We start from the raw sequence: 18,738 nt of genomic DNA, 5'->3' as shown, positions 1-18,738 counted from the left end.
TGGTCGCCTCTGTGAAAAGGAGCGGGAGCGCTCGTAGCGCTCCCGCTCCCGCGCCAACAGGGTCCCCGCGAAGGGGTCGGATGATTCAGTTCGGGAACGAGCCCGAAGCCCACTCAGGCCGGCTTGGCCTCGGTGCTCTTGCCGAGCAGCGGGATCGTGTTGTCCTTGACCTGGTAGACGTAGATGTCCTGGGAGGCCAGCTCGCCCTTGTCGTCGAACTTGATCCGCTTGCCGACACCCTCGAAGTCCACCGTCTTGAGGAACTCGTTGATGTCCTCCGACTTGGTCTTGCCGGCCTTGATCGCCTCGATGAGCGCCGTCGCCGCGTCGTAGCCCTCGCTGGAGTAGATCGCCACCGGCGAGCCGAACTTCGCCTTGTAGTCCTCGGCGAACTTCTTGCTCTTCGCGCTGACCTTACCCTCGGCGTCGATCACGCAACCGCACGACAGCAGCGCACCCTGCGCGTTCTTCTGACCGGCGCCCTCGACCAGGCCCGCCGCCAGCGAACCGTCGCCCGACATCATCTTGCCGGTGTAGCCCGCCTCACGGAGCTGCTTGAACAGCTTGCCCGCGACCGAGTAGTACCCACCGAAGTACACGATCTCCGGGTTGAACTGCTTGATCTTGTTGACCGTCGACGAGTAGTCGCTCGCCTTGTCGTCCACCGCGTCGGTCTGCACCTGCGCGCCCTTGGGCTTGACGACGTTCGAGATGCTGTCGGCCAGGCCCTTGCCGTAGTCCTGGTTGTCGTGGACCGTGAAGACCTTCTTCGCCTTCACCTGGTCGGCGATGAAGCCGCCCGCGCCCGTGCCCTGCACGGCGTCGTCGGCCACCGCGCGGTGCCAGTACTTCCAGCTCTTCTCCGCCAGCGTGACGTTGGTCGCCGACGGCGTGATGCTCGGGATCTTCGCCTCGTCCAGGATCGGACCGACCGACTGCGACTCACCCGAGAACGCCGGACCGATCAGCGCGGTGATCTTGTCGTTCTTCACCGCACCCTGGATCAGCGTGGTCGCCTGCTCCGGCTTGCCCTGGCTGTCGTACTTCTTCAGCGTGATCTTGGTCGTGGGGTTGGTCGCGTTGTACTGCTCGACCGCCAGCTGCGCACCCTGGTACGGCGGGATCACCAGACCGGAGTTCTCACCGGTCAGGTCACCCATGAACCCGATCGTGATGCCGCCGTCACCGCCGCCGCCCTTACCGCCGTCGCCGCCGCCGCAAGCACCAGCACCGAGCGCCAGGACCGCGCTCATGGCCACCGCGCCGGTGACCCTCAACATGTTGCGCCGCAAGGTGCCCAACCTTTCCATCCGGATCCGGGAGGGGATCGGGTACGAGACAGGCCCCGGCGAAGCCGAAACTCTGGGGGGAGATTTCGGTCACCCGGGGATCAGGTATGTCGTACACCGAGCGGCCACCCCATAACAGGACCCCCGGATAGAAGGGTTATTCGTTCGTTACTGCTCTGTGGCCATCCGACGCACGGATTGGCCAGCGCGAATCACACTCGGTGACCACCACATAGCACGCTCCGTCACCAGACGACCCACCCCGACAGGACAGACAACGGCCAAGCCGCATTCAACCGAAGGTCAAACCACGGCCAAGCAACACCCACTCCCCCGACACCACCCCGAACAGGCCCCCTCAGCCCGCCACCGGCCCATCCACCCCGGACACGCCACCCCTGGCCTCCCCGGACCCCTCACCGGCCCCGGCACCCCCACCAGACGCCCCCGCCAACACAGCCTCCGCGACCGCCCGCATCGTCAAACGACGATCCATCGACGTCTTCTGAATCCACCGGAACGACTCCGGCTCCGTCCACCCGTTCGCCGCCTGCAAGATCCCCTTGGCGCGATCCACCAGCTTCCGCGTCTCCAGCCGCTCATGCAGCCCCGCGACCTCCGCCTCCAACGCCCGCATCTCGGTGTAACGGCTCACCGCCACCTCGATCACCGGCGCCAGATCCGACTTCGTGAACGGCTTCACCAGATACGCCATCGCCCCGGCCTCGGTCGCCCGCTGCACCAACTCCCGCTGCGAGAACGCCGTCAACATCACCACCGGCGCGATCCGATCCGCCGAGATCCGCTCAGCCGCCGAGATACCATCCAGCACCGGCATCTTCACGTCCAGGATCACCAGATCCGGCTTCAGCTCGGCCGCCAGCCGCACGGCCGTCTCGCCGTCCCCCGCCTCACCGACGACCTCATAGCCGTCCTCCTGCAGCATCTCCTTGAGATCCAGCCGGATCAGGGCCTCATCTTCCGCGATCACAACTCGCCGAGCGCTCTCCGTCACGCGCGCAAGACTACCGGGAGGCGTTAGGCTGGCTCCCGGCAGGTCGGCCGGTGACATCGAAACCACTTCGAGGCAACGGCGACCACGGTGTACGATTCATCCCGATAAGCCCCGATACTCCAACCGGCAGAGAGGGCGGCCTCAAAAGTCGCAAAGTGTGGGTTCGAATCCCACTCGGGGCACAAACAGACAAAACCGCCGCCCGTTACGGGCGGCGGTTTTGTCGTACCCGCCTGTCACGCTTAGCGCATGTACGACACCTCAACGCGACAGCGCGCGCTCGCCCTGCTGGGGCAGGGTCTCACCGTCAGCGAAGTGAGCCGGCGGACCGGCGTTTCCCGCCACGCCATTCGTGAATGGCAATTAAGGACCGAGCAGGGTCGTGATCTCTACGCCGCGGGTTCACGCGAATGCCCTCGCTGTTCATCTGCCCCCCGCCCGCCGGAGCCCGCTCCGGATTACTCCTATCTGCTGGGGCTCTATCTCGGCGACGGATGCATCAGCCCCGTCAGCGCCCCCGAGAAGAAAGTGTGGGCGCTCCGGATCGCCTGTGCGAACGCCTGGCCCGGCCTGATCGACGAGTGCGTCGGCGCGGTGCGGGCCCTGCGTCCCGACAACAGGGTGCGGACCATCCAGCGTCCCGGGTGCGTCGAGGTCAACACCCATTCCAAGCACTGGCCGTGCCTGTTCCCCCAGCACGGTCCCGGGCGCAAGCACGAACGGCGGATCGAGCTGGCGGCGTGGCAGCGTGAGATCGTCCACGCCGATCCCCGGCCGTTCGTGCGCGGTCTCCTCCACTCGGACGGCTGCCGCCCGACCAACCGGGTGCGGCGCCCGTCCGGGGACGGCTGGTACGAGTACCCCCGGTACCTCTTCACCAACGTGTCCGCCGACATCCGCGGTCTCTACACCGAGGCGCTCGACCTTCTCGGGATCTCCTGGAAGCAGAACAAGCCCATCGAGATCTCCGTGGCGCGGAGGGAGGCGGTGGCGCGGTTGGACGGGTTCGTGGGGCCGAAGCACTGAGTGGGTTTCTCAGGCCGGGTAGCGGGTGGCCTCTTCCAGGGGGGTGATGCCGCCTTCGGCGATGGCCTGGGGGGCCGGGGGCACCTCGTGGCCGGCCTCCAGGTCCTCCAGGGGGGTGCGTGGGGGCAGGGAGCGCCAGCGGGACGGGGTGGCTTCGTCGTCCGGGTGCGGTTCGGGGTTCATGTGATCAGGTTGCGGGACGGGTGGCGGTCGTGTCCAGGGCGGCCCGTCTCCGTGTGGAGACGGGCCGGGGACGGGCCGGGGCGCGGACGCCTGCTGGGGCGTCGGGGTTGCTCGGTCCGTCAGGGTGAACCCGGATCGATATGCGATGGTGATTTCAGTGGTCGGCCGGGTGGGTGATGGCGTCGCCGATGCGGTGGACGCGCAGGGCGTTGGTGGAGCCGGGGGTGCCGGGCGGGGAGCCGGCGACGATGACGACGCGGTCGCCCTTCTGGCAGCGGCCGGATTCGAGGAGGCCCTGTTCGACCTGGTGGACCATCTCGTCGGTGTGGTTGGCGAAGGGGACGATGAAGGTCTCGACCCCCCAGACGTGGGCGAGGCGGCCGCGGACGGCGGGCACGGAGGTGAAGGCCAGCAGCGGGATCGGGGAGCGGTAGCGGGACAGGCGGCGGGCGGTCTCGCCGGACATGGTGAAGGCGACCAGGGCCTGGGCTCCGACGATGGCGCCGACCTCGGCGGCGGCGCGGGCGATGGCGCCGCCGACGGTCTCGGGCATGCGGTTGAGGTTGTGGGTGGCTTCGAGGGCGGCGGCCTCGGCGGCCTCGACGATGCGGCTCATCGTCTGGACGGACTGGATGGGGTACTGGCCGACGCTGGTCTCGCCGGAGAGCATGACGGCGTCGGCGCCTTCGAAGACGGCGTTGGCGACGTCGGAGGCCTCGGCGCGGGTGGGGCGCGGGGCGGAGATCATCGATTCCAGCATCTGGGTGGCGACGATGACGGGGCGGGCCTTCTCGCGGCAGAGTTCGATGGCGCGTTTCTGGACGATGGGGACCTGTTCGAGGGGGAGTTCGACGCCGAGGTCGCCGCGGGCGACCATGATGCCGTCGAAGGCGGCGACGATCTCGGGGAGGTTGTCGACGGCCTGGGGCTTTTCGATCTTGCCGATGAGGGGGACGCGGACGCCCTCCTCGTCCATGATCTGGTAGCAGATCTCGGCGTCGGCGGGGGTGCGGACGAAGGAGAGGGCGACCATGTCGACGCCGAGGCGGAGGGCCCAGCGGAGGTCGGCCTCGTCCTTGTCGGTGAGGGCGGGGACGCTGACGGGGACGCCGGGCAGGTTGAGGCCCTTGTTGTCGGAGACCATGCCGCCGACGGTGACGCGGGTGGTGACGCGGGGGCCGTCGACGGAGGTGACCTCCAGGGCGACGCGGCCGTCGTCGATGAGGACGGTGTCGCCGGCGCGGACGTCGCCGGGGAGGCCCTGGTAGGTGGTGGAGACCTGGCGGCGGGTGCCGGGGACGTCCTCGGTGGTGATGGTGAACTCGTCGCCGAGGGTGAGGCGGACGGGCCCGTCGGGGAAGCGTCCGATGCGGATCTTGGGGCCCTGCAGGTCGGCGAGGATGCCGACGCCGCGGCCGGTGGCCTCGGCGGCGGCGCGGAGCCGGTGGTAGACGGCCTCGTGGGTGGGGTGGTCGCCGTGGCTCATGTTGAGGCGGGCGACGTTGATGCCGGCGTCCACGAGGGCGCGGATCTGCTCGGGGCTGGAGCAGGCGGGGCCGATGGTGCTGACGATCTTTGCTCGACGGGTCACGGGAACAACGCTACTTAGTTACCTGCCAGTACGGATATTCGTGCAGGTGACGGTCGCCGAAGATTCACCCGGTGGTCTGGACCACCGGGTGGTTCTCAGCGGGAGAACTCCTGCACGAGGGTCTGGCAGAAGGCCTTCAGATCGTCGGGTTTGCGGCTGGTGACCAGGCGATTGGAGCCGTGGTCGCAGACCTTGACCTCCTGGTCGACCCAGGTGGCGCCGGCGTTGCGCAGGTCGGTGCGCAGGCTGGGCCAGGAGGTGAGTTCGCGGCCGCGGACGACGTCGGCCTCGATGAGGGTCCAGGGGGCGTGGCAGATGGCGGCGACGGGCTTGCCGGCGTCGAAGAAGGCCTTGACGAAGGCGACGGCGCCGTCGTCGGTGCGCAGGAAGTCGGGGTTGGCGACGCCGCCGGGCAGGACGAGGGCGTCGAACTCGGTGTGGCCGGAGACGTCGACGGTGGTGTCGACCTGGAAGGTGTCGCCCTTGTCGAGGTGGTTGAACGCCTGGGCGCGGCCGGACTGGGTGGAGACCAGTCGGGGGTGGCCGCCGGCGTCCTTGACGGCCTTCCAGGGTTCGGTGAGTTCGACCTGTTCGGCGCCTTCGGGGGCGATGAGGAAGGCGATGGTCTTGCCCTGGAGTTCGTGGGACACGGTTTCCTCCCGTCGGGGGGTCGTCGTTGACGGGGGGATCCCTGCCCGGGGAGGCGGGTGGTATGCAGGGTGTTGTGAATCCCACGGGTTATCGGGAGACCGCCGCGGACGCGACGCAGGTCACGGCGGGGGTGGCGTGTGTGTGGGAGTCGGCGTTGCCGGCGGGGGCGGAGCCGTTCACGCAGCGGGTGGTGCCGGACGGGTGCGTGGACGTGGTCTGGTGGGCGGCGCGGGGTCTGGTGCAGGTGGCGGGGCCGGACACCGGGCCGGTTCCGGCGACGATCGGGCCGGGTGACCGGCTGGTGGGGGTGCGGTTCCGGCCGGGGGCGGCGGTTCTGGCGCTGGGGGTGCCGGCCGACGCGGTGCGGGACGGGCGGGTGCCGTTGCGGGAGCTGTGGGGGGACGGCGCCGAGCGGTTGGCGGAGGCGCTGGCGGGTGCGGCCGATCCGGGGGCGGTGCTGGCGGGGGCGGTGGTGGCGCGGGCGGCGGCGGGGGGTCCGGCGGATCCGCTGGCTCCGGCGCTGGCGCGGGGGCTGGTGGGCGGGGCGTCGGTGCGGGAGGTCGCGGTCGGGCTGGGGTTGAGTGAGCGGCAGGTGCGGCGGCGGGCGGTCGCGGCGTTCGGGTACGGGCCGAAGACGGTGCAGCGGGTGCTGCGGTTCCAGCGGGCGTTGCGGCTGGCGCGGGCGGGGCGGCCGCTGGCGGAGGTGGCGCAGGTGGCCGGGTACGCCGACCAGGCGCACATGGCGAACGAGGTGCGGGGGTTGGGCGGCGTACCGATGCGGGGGCTGCTCTAGCGGGCCGACGGGGGGCGGCGGGTCTTGGGGATGGCCTGGATGACGGTCTCGTGGGAGGCGTCGATGAGGGTGAGGATCTCCTCGTCGTCGAGGTCGCCCTCCAGCAGGACGGTCACCCAGTGGCGTTTGTTGAGGTGGTAGCCCGGCAGGACGGTGGCGGGGTACTGGGCCTTGAGGGCCTCGACCTCGTCGGGGGGCAGTTTGAGGCTGACGCGGGGCGGGTCGGCGTCCTCGGCGAGCAGCGCGAAGATCTTTCCGCCGGTCTTGTAGACGGCGGGCTGGGGGCCGAAGGGGAAGTCCTCGGTCCCGTCGGGCAGGGACAGGCAGTGCTGGGCGACGGTCTCGGGTTTCATTCCTGGAGTCTGCCGTAGGCGCGGAGGGTGCGGAGCCGTTCGATGGTGAGGAGGCCGCGCCATTCGGGTCGGACGGCGGGGGTCCAGGCGGGCCAGGGGAAGGTCCAGCCGCCGTCGTCGTGCTGTTCGGCGGCCAGGGCGTCGAGGTCGGCGTCGATGGTGGCGTCGTCGAACAGGCGGCGGCCGAGGCCGTCGGGGGTGGGGGCGAGGTCGAGGGGGCGGTGGTGGTCGCCGGGGCCGTCGGGGGCGCGGAAGGCGTCGGCGTTGCGGTCCAGGGCGGCGGTGGCGCGGTCGCGGTCGGGGACGTGGTCGAGGAACGTCAGGGCGGCGAGGACGTCGTAGGGGGCGTGGCGGCGGTCGCGTTCCAGGTGGGTCCAGCAGTAGTCGGTGGCGGGGGCCAGCCAGGGGTGGGTGGAGCCGGCGCGGTGCAGCATGCCGGCGAGGGTGGCGGTGGGGTTGAGGGCGGAGGGCGGGTCGTCGCCGGTGGTCCACCAGGGGGCGTGCGGGTCGTCGGGGGCGGTGGGCAGGACGAACGGCACTCCCCCGTCGGGCCGGGTGATGGTGGTGAGGAAGTCGGCGACGCGGGTGACGGCGGGGTCGTCGTCGGCTCCGGCCTCGTGCAGGACGTCCAGGGCGTGCTGGGCGGCGGCGGGCTGGGCGGCGGGGCCGCGCAGGTCGGGTTCCAGGGCGTGGCCGTAGCCGCCGTCGGGGGTGGCGTAGGGGCGCAGGGCCGCCAGGAGGGGTCCGGGTGGGCCGCCGCGGAAGTGGAGCGCGAAGCGGTGGCGGTCGAGGACGCGGGCGTTGAGCCACACGAAGCGTTCGGCGCGGGCCAGGTCCGCGCGCGACAGGGACGTCATGCGGGTCACGTTAGGGCGTCGGGCCGGTCGCGGTCTTGGAGGAATCGGACGCCCGGTCACCCCAGCGGTGGGTGACCGGGCGCGGCGAAAAGGTAGTGGCCGTGGTGGTCCCACACAAGGTCCGGAACCGGCCGTTCCATGATCTTTGCCGTGTGTTGGCTGTTCAATGGGACGCATGAGTGATCCTTTGACCGAGCATGACCAGGCGCTGGCGGCGTTGCGGACGGTGGCGGAGGCCGCCGGCCCCTATCTGGAGGAGCTACCGAAGCGGCTGGTCCACGACCGGTCGCGCGACGGGCTGCTGGCGGAGCTGGACGGGCCGCTGCCGGAGCGGGGCGAGGGGACGCTGGCGAGCGTGGAGCGGCTGCTGCGGGTGGGGACGGAGGCGGCGACGCACTCGTCGGGGCCGCGGTTCTTCCACTTCGTGGTGGGCGGGGCGACGCCCGCGGCGATGGCCGGGGACTGGGTGACGTCGCTGCTGGACCAGGGGGCGGGGCTGTGGGCGACCTCGCCGCTGGCGGCGCGGGCCGAGACGGTGGTGCTGCGGTGGCTGAAGGACCTGTTCGGGCTGCCGGAGTCGTTCGGCGGGGTGCTGACGCCCAGCGCGACGTTCGCGAACCTGACGGGGCTGGCGTGCGCGCGGGCGTGGTGGGCGGACCGGCACGGGGTGGACGTGGTCGCCGACGGGCTGGCGGGGCTGCCGCCGATGCCGGTGTTCAGCAGCGGGCTGGTGCACGTGAGCACCCGCAAGGCGCTGCAGGTCCTGGGGTGCGGGCGCGACTCGGTGCGGGTGCTGGCCCGCGACGACGCGGGGCGGCTGGACCTGGCGGCGCTGGAGGAGGCCCTGGTGGCGCTGGAGGGGGCCCCGGCGGTGCTGGTGGGCAACCTCGGCGACGTCAACACCGGCGACAGCGACCCGCTGGCGGAGATGGCGGACCTGGCCGAGCGGTACGGGGCGTGGCTGCACGTGGACGGCGCGTTCGGGCTGTTCGCGGCGGTGTCGCCGCGCACGGCGCATATGGCGCGCGGGGTGGAGCGGGCCGACTCGGTGACCGCCGACGGTCACAAGTGGCTGAACGTGCCCTACGAGAGCGGGTTCTCGTTCGTGAAGGACCCGGCGTGGCTGGGGCGGGCGTTCGGGGCGTGGGACGCGCCGTACCTGCCCGAGCCCGACGAGGAGCGCATCAACTACAACATGCTCGGTCCCGAGTCGTCGCGGCGGGCGCGGGCCCTGCCGATCTGGGCGACGCTGCGCGCCTACGGCCGCTCCGGCTACCGGGAGATGGTCGAACGGCATCTGGACGTGTCGGCGCACCTGGGCGGGCTGGTGGAGCAGGCCCCCGACCTGGAGCTGCTGGCGCCGGTGCGGTTGTGCGTGGTGTGTTTCCGGTACCGGCCGCCGGGGGTCCCCGAGGAGGAGCTGAACGCCCTCAACGCGCGGCTGGGCAAGGCGCTGCTGTCCGACGGGCGCGTGTTCGCGGGCACGAGCGTCCACCGGGGCATGACGATGTTCCGCCCGGCGGCCCTGAACTGGCGCACCACGGCCGCCGACGTGGAGCTGCTGGTGGAGGTGCTACGGGAGCTGGGCGCACGCCTCATCGACTGAACACGCCACCGGCAGGACACGCGACCACCGGGACACACCACCGGCAGGCACGACACCGACGGGACGCGCGACCGACAGGACGCGTCACCAACGAGGCACGTCACCAACGGGACACGTGACCGGCGGGACGCGTCACCAACGGGACGCGCCACCAGCCGGACGCGTCATCGGGCGGGTGTGTCGCCGGGGGGTCGTGTCGGGTACACCGCGACGATCACTCGCGCGTCCCCTCTGACGGCCCGGTCCGCCCGGGGCCGGGCCGCCATCCCAGATTGGACGTGTCACGACATGCTGCAGCGTCTGTTCGGCGGCGGCCGTCCCGAGGACGATCCCCGGTCCCTGTACCCCGGCAGTCCCGCGTTCTCCGGGGGCCTGCCCTACGACCCGTCGAGCCTTCCCGGCCTGGCGGCCCGCTGGTGGCGGTGGGCCTGCTCGGTCCCCGGCGACCGGCACCCCTGCCGGGACGCGACCGGGCGGCACGCCGGGGTGAACCAGCCCGAGGACGTGTTCTTCCTGGCGGGGACGTTCGGCGGGGAGGCGTCGCGGGCGTGCGCGGTGCCGGGCGGGGTGCCGCTGTTCTTCCCGGTGCTGAACGTGTTCGCCGAGGACGGCGGCAAGGGCGTCCCGCACTTTCGGCGGGTGCGGGTGGCGGCGCGGCTGAACGGCGTCGACCTGCCGGTCACGCCGGTGACCAACGACGTGCCGTACCGGCTGGTCGGGGTGCCCGGCAACCCGATGACGCCGGGCGCGGACGGGCGGGGCGTGCGGATCGTCGGCTCGGGTCACTGGTGCCGGATCGACCCGCTGGCGCCGGGCGGGTACGTGCTGGAGTTCGCCGGGGACACGGCGGGGTTCTCGGTGGCGGTCACCTACGACCTGACGGCCCTGCCGCCGGGCGGGGCGTGACCGCGCGGGGTGCGTCCGCCGCCGGGCGGGCGCACCCGTGTCCGGGTGGGGTCAGTGCGCGCGGACGCCCCGCGCGCAGCTGACGATCCTCAGTCCGGCGCGGCAGGCGTGCCGGGTCGCCTCGCAGCGGTTGCCGAACACCTGGACGTCGCCGTTGTCGAAGGTGCAGGTGACCGGGTCGTGGACGGTGGGGCAGGCGTCGGCGCAGCGTTCGGCGTGCACCGGGGCCGCGCCGACATGGCTGAGCTGGACGGCGGGCGGGGCCGGGGCGGGCTGCGGGGCGGGCGCGGCGGGGCCGACGGTGCCCAGCCACGCCAGGGCGAGCAGGGTGGGCGCGAGGACGCGGACGGTCCGGCGGGTGGGACGGCGGGCGGGGTGGTGGGCGGGATGGCGGTCGGTGCGGCGCACGGCCATCACCTCCAGGGGGTCTCACTGTATGGAGTGTGATCACTCCACAGAGTAGTTTCCCCTGGCGGTGGGGGCCATGTCCGGTACCGCTAGGTCCGGCTGTCGTGCGCGCCCGGCCAGGGGCCCGGCGGGCGGTGGCCGACCGTCTCGGGTCGTGTCCGCACGTCGTGGACCCGGAACCCGCGCGCCTGGTAGTTGCGCAGCGCGGCGGGGCCGTCGGTGGAGCAGGTGTGCAGCCACACCCGCCGCGTGGGCTTGCGGTCGGGCCAGCGGTCGGCCAGGTCCCACGCGCGGGCGGCGCCGGTGCGCAGCAGGTGCCCGCCCAGCCCGCGGCCGGTGAAGGCGGGCAGCAGCCCGAAGTAGGAGATCTCGACCTGCGCCTCGGCCTGCGGGTCGAGTTCCACGTAGCCGGCGGGGGTGCCGCGCGCGTACGCCACCCAGGTCTCCACGCCGGGCCGGTCCAGCCAGTTGCGCCACTGCTCGAACGACCACGGCAGCCGGTCGGTCCAGTGCCAGTCGCCGCCGACGGCGGTGTACAGGAACCGGCTCAGCTCGGGACTGGGCACCTCGGCCCGGACGATCTCCACCGCGACGTCGGGCTCCCGCGCCGGACGCAGGTCGCCCGGGTCGGTCTGCTCCAGGTACCAGGTGGTCACGTCGATACGCCTGGTCGGCACCTTTCCCCCCTTCGCGCAACAGCGCCGTGCCCCGGAACGTTCCGGGGCACGGCGGCTGATCCTGTCACTTCGGGCGGCCGTCAGGCAATCGGCCGTGCGGTCGGGGGGATCGGGTAGGGCAGCGTCGTCTGGCCGGTGAGGTACTTGTCGACGCCGTGCGCGGCGGCGCGGCCCTCGGCGATCGCCCACACGATCAGCGACTGGCCGCGGCCCATGTCGCCGGCCGCGAAGACCCGGTCCACGCTGGTGGCGTAGTCGGCGTCGCGGACGACGTTGCCGCGCTGGTCCAGCTCGACGCCGAGCTGCTCCAGCAGCCCCTCGCGCTGCGGGCCGAGGAAGCCCATGGCCAGGGTGACCAGCTGCGCGGGGATCTCGCGTTCGCTCCCCTCGACCGGCTTGAAGCCGGTCTCGGGGCCCTCCACCTGGACGACCTTGAGCGCGCGGACGTTGCCGTCCTCGTCGCCCAGGAACTCCACGGTGTTGATCGCGTAGAGGCGGTCGCCGCCCAGGTCGGCGAGCTCCTCGTGGGCGCTCTCCATCTTGAACAGCATCGGGTAGGTCGGCCAGGGCTGGCTGCCCGGCCGGTCCTGCGGCGGCCGCGGCATGATCTCCAGCTGGGTGACCGACGCCGCGCCCTGCCGGATCGCGGTGCCGATGCAGTCGGCGCCGGTGTCGCCGCCGCCGATCACCACGACGTGCTTGCCCTCGGCGGAGATCGGCGGCTCGGCGTGGTCGCCCTCCTGCACCTTGTTGGCCAGCGGCAGGTACTCCATCGCCTGGTGGACGCCCTTGAGCTCGCGGCCGGGGATCGGCAGGTCGCGGCGGACGGTGGCGCCGCCGGCCAGCACCACCGCGTCGTGGTGTCCCAGCAGTTCCTGCGCGGTGATGTCGACGCCGACGTTGACGTTGACCTTGAAGTCGGTGCCCTCGGCGCGCATCTGGGCGATGCGGCGGTCCAGGTGCCGCTTCTCCATCTTGAACTCGGGGATGCCGTAGCGCAGCAGGCCGCCGACGCGGTCGTCGCGCTCGTACACCTTCACGTCGTGCCCGGCGCGGGTGAGCTGCTGGGCGGCGGCCAGGCCCGCCGGGCCCGAGCCGATCACCGCGACCCGCTTGCCGGTGCGCACCGCCGGGGGCTGCGGGCGGACCCAGCCCTCGTCCCACGCCCGGTCGATGATCTCGGCCTCGACGCGCTTGATGGTGACCGGGTCGGAGTTGATGCCGAGCACGCACGCCGCCTCGCACGGGGCGGGGCACAGCTTCCCGGTGAACTCGGGGAAGTTGTTGGTGGCGTGCAGGCGCTCGATCGCCTCGTGCCAGTCGGTGCGGTAGACCAGGTCGTTCCACTCGGGGATCAGGTTGCCCAGCGGGCAGCCCTGGTGGCAGAACGGGATGCCGCAGTCCATGCAGCGGCTGGCCTGCTTCTCCAGCCGGTCCTTGCCGAAGTCCTCGTAGACCTCGCGCCAGGACCGGATCCGGACGTCGACCGGGCGGCGCTTGGGGAGCTCCCGCTCAACGGTCAGAAAACCCTTCGGGTCAGCCATGTTCGGTGTCCCCCTCTCAGCCCTGCGCGGCGGCCATGATGGCCTCGTCGACGTCGCGGCCCTCGGCCCGGGCGGCGGCGGCCGCGTCGAGCACCCGCCGGTAGTCCCGCGGCATGATCTTGGTGAAGCGCGCCGTGGCGGCGTCCCAGTCGGACAGCAGCGCCGCGGCGACGGTGGAGCCGGTCTCGGCCCGGTGCCGTTCGACCAGCCCGCGGACGAGTTCGGCGTCCTCTGCGGCCAGCGGCTCCAGGTCCACCATCTCCCGGTTGACGCGCTCGGCGTTCAGGTCGAGCACGTAGGCGACGCCGCCCGACATGCCGGCGGCCAGGTTGCGGCCGGTCGGGCCGAGGATCAGCGCGCGGCCGCCGGTCATGTACTCCAGCGCGTGGTCGCCGACGCCCTCCACCACGGCCGTGGCGCCGGAGTTGCGGACGCAGAACCGCTCGCCCACCACGCCCCGGGCGAACAGCTCGCCCGAGGTGGCGCCGTACAGGATGACGTTGCCGCCGATGATCTGCGTCTCGGCCGCGAACGCCGCCTCCGCCGGGGGCCGCACCGTGATGCGGCCGCCGGACAGGCCCTTGCCGACGTAGTCGTTGGCGTCGCCGACCAGCCGCAGCGTCACCCCGCGCGGCACGAACGCGCCGAAGGAGTTGCCCGCCGAGCCGGCGAAGGTCACGTCGATGGTGTCGTCGGGCAGGCCCTGCCCGCCCCACCGCTTGGTGACCTCGTGTCCCAGCATCGTGCCGACGGTGCGGTTGACGTTGCGGATCGGCAGTTCCAGCCGTACCTTCCCGCCGCCGGCCAGGGCGCCCTCGGCGAGCTGGATCAGGGTGTTGTCCAGCGCCTTCTCCAGGCCGTGGTCCTGGCCGGTGACGCGGCGCAGCGCCGCGCCCGCGGGCAGTTCGGGCCGGTGCAGGATCGGCGACAGGTCCAGGCCCGCGGCCTTCCAGTGGTCGACCGCCCCGCGGGTGTCGAGCACCTCCACGTGCCCGATCGCCTCGTCCAGCGAGCGGAAGCCCAGGGCCGCCAGGTACTCGCGGACCTCCTGCGCGACGAACTCGAAGAAGTTGACGACGAACTCGGGCTTGCCGTTGAACCGCTTGCGCAGCTCGGGGTTCTGGGTGGCGACGCCGACCGGGCAGGTGTCCAGGTGGCACACCCGCATCATCACGCAGCCCGACACCACCAGCGGGGCGGTGGCGAAGCCGTACTCCTCGGCGCCCAGCAGCGCCGCGATGACCACGTCGCGGCCGGTCTTCATCTGCCCGTCGGTCTGCACGACGATCCGGTCGCGCAGGCCGTTGAGCAGCAGCGTCTGCTGGGTCTCGGCCAGGCCGATCTCCCACGGCGCGCCCGCGTGCTTCAGCGACGTCAGCGGCGAGGCGCCGGTGCCGCCGTCGTGCCCGGAGATCAGCACCACGTCGGCGTGGGCCTTGGACACGCCCGCCGCGACCGTCCCGACGCCGACCTCCGACACCAGCTTCACGTGGACGCGGGCGGCGGGGTTGGCGTTCTTCAGGTCGTGGATGAGCTGCGCCAGGTCCTCGATCGAGTAGATGTCGTGGTGCGGCGGCGGCGAGATCAGGCCCACGCCCGGCGTGGAGTGCCGGGTCTTGGCCACCCACGGGTACACCTTGTGGCCGGGCAGCTGGCCGCCCTCGCCGGGCTTGGCGCCCTGCGCCATCTTGATCTGGATGTCGTCGGCGTTGGTGAGGTACTGCGAGGTCACGCCGAACCGGCCCGAGGCCACCTGCTTGATCGCGCTGCGGCGCAGGTCGCCGTTGGGGTCGGGGGTGAACCGCTCGGGGTCCTCACCGCCCTCGCCGGTGTTGGACTTGCCGCCCAGGCGGTTCATCGCGATGGCGAGGGTCTCGTGCGCCTCGGCGGAGATGGAGCCGTAGGACATCGCGCCGGTGGAGAACCGCTTGACGATCTCCGAGACGGGCTCGACCTCCTCGACCGGCACCGGCGGCCGCTCGCCCTCCCGCAGCCGGAACAGCCCGCGCAGCGTCATCAGCTTCTCGGACTGCTCGTCGACCTTGGCGGTGTACTCCTTGAAGATCTCGTAGCGGCGGGTGCGGGTGGCGTGCTGGAGCTTGAACACCGTCTCGGGGTTGAACAGGTGCACCTCGCCCTCGCGCCGCCACTGGTACTCGCCGCCGACCTCCAGGGTGCGGTGCGCGGGCTCGTTCAGCGCCGGGTAGGCGCGGCGGTGCCGCTCGGCGACCTCGCGGGCCAGCACGTCGAAGCCGACGCCGCCCAGGCGCGAGGTGGTGCCGGTGAAGCAGCGGTCCACGACCGGCGCGCCCAGGCCGATCGCCTCGAAGATCTGCGCGCCGGTGTAGGAGGCGACCGTGGACACGCCCATCTTGGACATGATCTTCAGGACGCCCTTGCCGTACGCCTTGATCAGGTTGCGGACGGCCCTGGCCTGGTCCACGCCGGTCAGCACGCCGGTCTTGACCAGGTCCTCGACCGTCTCGACCGCCAGGTACGGGTTGACCGCCGAGGCGCCGTACCCGATGAGCAGCGCCATGTGGTGGCACTCGCGGGCCTCGGCGGTCTCGACGACCAGGCCCACCTGGGTGCGGGTCTTCTCCCGGATCAGGTGGTGGTGCACCGCGCCGGTCAGCAGCAGCGACGGGATCGGGGCCCGCGCCGAGTCCGAGCCGCGGTCCGACAGCACGATGACGCGCGCGCCGGCGGCGATGGCGCGGGAGACCTCCGAGCAGATCTCCTCCAGGCGGTGCTCCAGCGCCTCGCCGCCGCCGTGGACGTCGTAGAGGCCGTGGACCACGTGCGCCTGCAGGTGCGGCAGGGAGCCCTCGTCGTTGATGTGGATGATCTTGGACAGTTCGTCGTTGTCCAGGATCGGGGTCGGCAGCACCAGCCGCCGACAGGAGTCGGGGCCCGGCTCCAGCAGGTTGCCCTCGGGGCCGAGGGTCGACTGCAGGCTGGTCACCAGCTCCTCGCGGATCGCGTCCAGCGGCGGGTTGGTGACCTGCGCGAACAGCTGCTTGAAGTAGTCGAACAGCAGCCGCGGGCGCTCCGACAGCACCGCGATCGGGGTGTCGGTGCCCATCGACCCGATCGGCTCGGCGCCGGTCCTCGCCATGGGCGTGAGGATGATCCGCTGCTCTTCGAGGGTGTAGCCGAACGTCTGCTGGCGCTTGACCAGCGTCTCGTGCGTGGGGACCTCGCGCTCGCGCTGCGGCAGCTCCTCGAACCGCACCAGGCCCTCGTGCAACCACTGCCCGTAGGGGTGCTCGGCCGCCAGCTGCGCCTTGACCTCGTCGTCCTCGATGATCCGCCCGGCCTCGGTGTCGACCAGGAAGATCTTGCCGGGCTGCAGGCGGCCCTTGCGGACCACCTTGTCCTGCGGGATGTCCAGCACGCCGGACTCGCTCGCCAGCACGACGAAGCCCTCGTCGGTGACCCAGTAGCGGCCCGGGCGCAGGCCGTTGCGGTCCAGCACCGCGCCGACGACGGTGCCGTCGGTGAAGGTCACCGAGGCGGGGCCGTCCCACGCCTCCATCAGCGTGGAGTGGAACTCGTAGAAGGCCCGGCGCGCCGGGTCCATCTCGGTGTGGTTCTCCCACGCCTCGGGGATCATCATCAGCACCGCGTGCGGCAGCGACCGGCCGCCCAGGTGCAGCAGCTCCAGGCACTCGTCGAACGAGGCGGTGTCGCTGGCCTCGATGTCGATCACCGGGAAGATCCGGGAGATGTCGCCGGGGAGCAGGCCCGACTTCAGCAGCGCCTCGCGGGCCCGCATCCAGTTCCGGTTGCCCCGCACGGTGTTGATCTCACCGTTGTGGGCGATGAACCGGTAGGGGTGCGCCAGCTCCCACGCCGGGAAGGTGTTGGTGGAGAACCGCGAGTGCACCAGCGCGATCGCCGAGGTGAACCGGCGGTCCGACAGGTCCGGGAAGAACGGCTCCAGCTGCGGGGTCGTCAGCATCCCCTTGTAGACGATGGTGCGGCTGGACAGGCTCGGGAAGTACACCGCGACGTCCTGCTCGGCGCGCTCGCGCATGCAGAACACCACGCGGTCCAGCTCCAGGCCCGTCTTACCCGCGTGCGGGCCGTGCGCCGCCGGGGCGACGAACAGCTGCCGGAAGTACGGCATCGCCTTGCGGGCGGCCGGGCCGGCGAAGTTCGCGTCGGTCGGCAGCTCCCGCCAGCCGAGGACCGTCAGGCCCTCCTCCACGCACAGGGTCTCGATGTGCGCGACGGCGTTCGCGCGTTCCTCGGCGTCGGTCGGCAGGAACGCCACGCCCGCCGCGTAGCCGCCCGCCCCGGGCAGCGCGAAGTCGCAGACCTCGCGGAAGAAGGCGTCGGGGATCTGGACCAGGATGCCCACGCCGTCGCCGTCGTCGGGCTCGGCGCCCACCGCGCCGCGGTGGTCCAGGTTCCGCAGGACGGTCAGGGCGTTGCCAACGATGTCATGGCTCTTGCGTCCGTGCAGGTCCGCCACCATGCCAACGCCGCACGCGTCGTGCTCGTTGGCCGGGTCGTACAGCCCCTGGTTCTGGGGCAGGCCCGGCTTGAGGGCAGCAGCAGCCATCAACCCTCCCGTCGTCGTCGTGTCACTGCTCGTTACGTCAGTGCAGGCTCGGGACGACGTTGGCCCTGCTGCGGTGTGAAGACATTACATCACTGCCGGGATCATGCCCGACTGGACCCGATCGCGAAACTTCTTTGGTCGCGAAACCGGGTCGGCACTCCCCCCAGTGGTTTAGACCAGGATAGCGGCCGCATATTGCCACAAATCGCCCGAACCCCGGTGATCAACGTCACCGGGGGCCGCGGGTTTACCGGGCTGGAACACGCGTAAGCGCACGTCAGAAGGGGGGTGGGAGTCCCCTGCGGGGCGGGGTTCAGCCCGCGTGGGCGGCCCGGGCGAGCACGCCCCGGGCCTTGCCGCCCTCGATCAGCAGGGTCAGCAGCGTCTCGTCGCCCGCGTCGCCCCGGCCGTCCAGGCGCTGCGCCCAGGCGACCACGGCGTAGTGGCCGACGGCCAGGCCGCGCGCCATGCCGAACCCCTGGCCGAAGCGGTCCAGCGGCGCCGCGGCCGGCAGCGGCCGCACGAAACCGCCGCCGCGCACCCGCCCGAGGGTCTCCACGGTCCGGTCGGCGTCGGCCGACGAGGCCAGGTTCAGGACGGTGACCGACAGGGCGTAGCCCTTGCCGGTGTCGGCGAACAGCGCGCGCACCGACTGGTTGCAGCCGCCGCGCGCCAGCTCGCGCGCCACCGACCCTCCCCAGACGGCGGCGGAGCAGTCGGCGTCGACGCGCTTGTCGCGCAGTCTCAGCCTCGCCCCGCCCGGCGCCTCGACGGTGGTCGCCGACGCGGGGAACATCTGCTCCAGCGTCAACGGCCGCGGGTCGCGGGAACGCTCCGCGATGGCCGCGTAGGCGGCGTTGGTCGGCGAGTGCGAGTAGGACGCCGGGGACGGCCCGGACGCGGCGGCGTTCCCCGGCCGCGGGGCGGCGGGGCCCTTCGGCCTCTCCTCGCCGCCGGTGAGGGCGACGGCGGTCAGCGCGCCCGCGACGGCGACGCCCAGCACGCCCGCGGCGGCGAAGTACAGGCGCGGGCCGGGGCCGCGGCGGGCACGGGACCGTTCCCGGGGAACGTCCCGCGCGGGCGGCCGCGGAGCCGCGGGCCGCGCCACCGGCCGCGCCGGGCCGTCGTGCGCGGCCGCGGCGCGGCGCGCGCCGCCCGCCCGCCGGGTCCGGGAGGCCGGACGGCGGGCGGCCGCCTGGGGCCGGGTCGCCGCGCCGCCGCGGGAACGGCGGGCCCGGCCGGGTTCGTCGTGGTCCACGAGCGCGCAGA

16 protein-coding genes and 1 tRNA gene are annotated in these 18,738 nt (G+C 72.2%); 5 read left to right on the top strand and 12 right to left on the bottom strand.

Translation table 11 applies throughout. From position 1 onward, the window contains the following. Positions 1-113: 113 nt before the first annotated feature. Positions 114-1,280, bottom strand: coding sequence for a branched-chain amino acid ABC transporter substrate-binding protein (locus HNR61_RS26970; protein WP_246443793.1), 1,167 nt, complete (start codon positions 1,278-1,280; stop codon positions 114-116). Positions 1,281-1,647: 367 nt separating this feature from the next. Beyond that, positions 1,648-2,280 carry an ANTAR domain-containing response regulator gene (locus HNR61_RS26965; RefSeq protein ID WP_182846070.1) on the bottom strand — a complete coding sequence of 211 codons (633 nt, stop codon included), beginning with the start codon at positions 2,278-2,280 and terminating at the stop codon, positions 1,648-1,650. Positions 2,281-2,412: 132 nt separating this feature from the next. Here HNR61_RS26965 and HNR61_RS26960 point away from each other — a divergent pair. Together HNR61_RS26960 and HNR61_RS26955 are read left to right on the top strand one after the other, a co-directional pair. Next, a tRNA-Leu gene (locus tag HNR61_RS26960) sits at positions 2,413-2,486 on the top strand. Positions 2,487-2,553: 67 nt separating this feature from the next. Continuing rightward, entirely contained in the window at positions 2,554-3,330 is a 777-nt protein-coding gene (locus HNR61_RS26955; RefSeq protein ID WP_182845970.1) for a helix-turn-helix domain-containing protein, read from the top strand. Positions 3,331-3,339: 9 nt separating this feature from the next. Here the strand turns inward: HNR61_RS26955 and HNR61_RS26950 are convergent, their stop codons facing one another. The 3 genes from HNR61_RS26950 to HNR61_RS26940 all read right to left on the bottom strand — a co-directional run bounded on the left by HNR61_RS26950 (position 3,340) and on the right by HNR61_RS26940 (position 5,754). After that, positions 3,340-3,513 carry a hypothetical protein gene (locus HNR61_RS26950; RefSeq protein WP_157420472.1) on the bottom strand — a complete coding sequence of 58 codons (174 nt, stop codon included), beginning with the start codon at positions 3,511-3,513 and terminating at the stop codon, positions 3,340-3,342. A 154-nt stretch (positions 3,514-3,667) separates the two neighbouring features. Next, complete coding sequence (gene pyk, locus HNR61_RS26945) at positions 3,668-5,104, bottom strand: pyruvate kinase (protein ID WP_182845969.1); 1,437 nt, start codon at positions 5,102-5,104, stop codon at positions 3,668-3,670. Between the two features lie 95 nt (positions 5,105-5,199). After that, entirely contained in the window at positions 5,200-5,754 is a 555-nt protein-coding gene (locus tag HNR61_RS26940) for a type 1 glutamine amidotransferase domain-containing protein (protein WP_182845968.1), read from the bottom strand. A gap of 74 nt (positions 5,755-5,828) precedes the next feature. On the opposite strand from HNR61_RS26940, the gene HNR61_RS26935 reads away from it, so the two are divergent. Then, complete coding sequence (locus tag HNR61_RS26935; RefSeq protein WP_182845967.1) at positions 5,829-6,548, top strand: DUF6597 domain-containing transcriptional factor; 720 nt, start codon at positions 5,829-5,831, stop codon at positions 6,546-6,548. On the opposite strand, the gene HNR61_RS26930 is transcribed toward HNR61_RS26935, so the two are convergent. Both HNR61_RS26930 and HNR61_RS26925 read right to left on the bottom strand, forming a co-directional pair. After that, the gene (locus HNR61_RS26930) at positions 6,545-6,901 is read right to left on the bottom strand and encodes an MmcQ/YjbR family DNA-binding protein (RefSeq protein WP_182845966.1); all 357 of its coding nucleotides are present in this window, start codon (positions 6,899-6,901) and stop codon (positions 6,545-6,547) included. The genes HNR61_RS26935 and HNR61_RS26930 overlap by 4 nt on opposite strands. Next, the gene (locus HNR61_RS26925) at positions 6,898-7,758 is read right to left on the bottom strand and encodes a hypothetical protein (RefSeq protein ID WP_182845965.1); all 861 of its coding nucleotides are present in this window, start codon (positions 7,756-7,758) and stop codon (positions 6,898-6,900) included. The genes HNR61_RS26930 and HNR61_RS26925 overlap by 4 nt, the downstream gene beginning before the upstream one ends. A gap of 175 nt (positions 7,759-7,933) precedes the next feature. On the opposite strand from HNR61_RS26925, the gene HNR61_RS26920 reads away from it, so the two are divergent. Together HNR61_RS26920 and HNR61_RS26915 are read left to right on the top strand one after the other, a co-directional pair. Beyond that, positions 7,934-9,364, top strand: coding sequence for a pyridoxal phosphate-dependent decarboxylase family protein (locus HNR61_RS26920; protein WP_182845964.1), 1,431 nt, complete (start codon positions 7,934-7,936; stop codon positions 9,362-9,364). Positions 9,365-9,652: 288 nt separating this feature from the next. Continuing rightward, positions 9,653-10,270 (top strand): hypothetical protein, encoded by a 618-nt coding sequence (locus HNR61_RS26915; protein ID WP_218009983.1) that lies wholly within the window; start codon positions 9,653-9,655, stop codon positions 10,268-10,270. A 51-nt stretch (positions 10,271-10,321) separates the two neighbouring features. Here the strand turns inward: HNR61_RS26915 and HNR61_RS26910 are convergent, their stop codons facing one another. The 5 genes from HNR61_RS26910 to HNR61_RS26890 all read right to left on the bottom strand — a co-directional run bounded on the left by HNR61_RS26910 (position 10,322) and on the right by HNR61_RS26890 (position 18,727). Continuing rightward, on the bottom strand, positions 10,322-10,678 hold the full coding sequence (locus tag HNR61_RS26910; RefSeq protein ID WP_182845963.1) for a hypothetical protein: 357 nt from the start codon (positions 10,676-10,678) through the stop codon (positions 10,322-10,324). An 89-nt stretch (positions 10,679-10,767) separates the two neighbouring features. After that, on the bottom strand, positions 10,768-11,355 hold the full coding sequence (locus tag HNR61_RS26905) for a GNAT family N-acetyltransferase (RefSeq protein WP_182845962.1): 588 nt from the start codon (positions 11,353-11,355) through the stop codon (positions 10,768-10,770). An 80-nt stretch (positions 11,356-11,435) separates the two neighbouring features. After that, entirely contained in the window at positions 11,436-12,899 is a 1,464-nt protein-coding gene (locus tag HNR61_RS26900) for a glutamate synthase subunit beta (protein WP_182845961.1), read from the bottom strand. 16 nt (positions 12,900-12,915) lie between these two features. Further along, the gene (gene gltB, locus HNR61_RS26895) at positions 12,916-17,469 is read right to left on the bottom strand and encodes a glutamate synthase large subunit (protein ID WP_182845960.1); all 4,554 of its coding nucleotides are present in this window, start codon (positions 17,467-17,469) and stop codon (positions 12,916-12,918) included. Between the two features lie 313 nt (positions 17,470-17,782). Beyond that, positions 17,783-18,727, bottom strand: a complete 945-nt coding sequence (locus tag HNR61_RS26890; protein WP_182845959.1) for a hypothetical protein — start codon at positions 18,725-18,727, stop codon at positions 17,783-17,785. Positions 18,728-18,738: the final 11 nt, after the last annotated feature.

The sequence above is a fragment of the Actinomadura kijaniata genome (assembly GCF_014138665.1).
Taxonomy (GTDB): domain Bacteria; phylum Actinomycetota; class Actinomycetes; order Streptosporangiales; family Streptosporangiaceae; genus Spirillospora; species Spirillospora kijaniata.
This window is presented reverse-complemented; position numbering and strand designations above follow the sequence as displayed.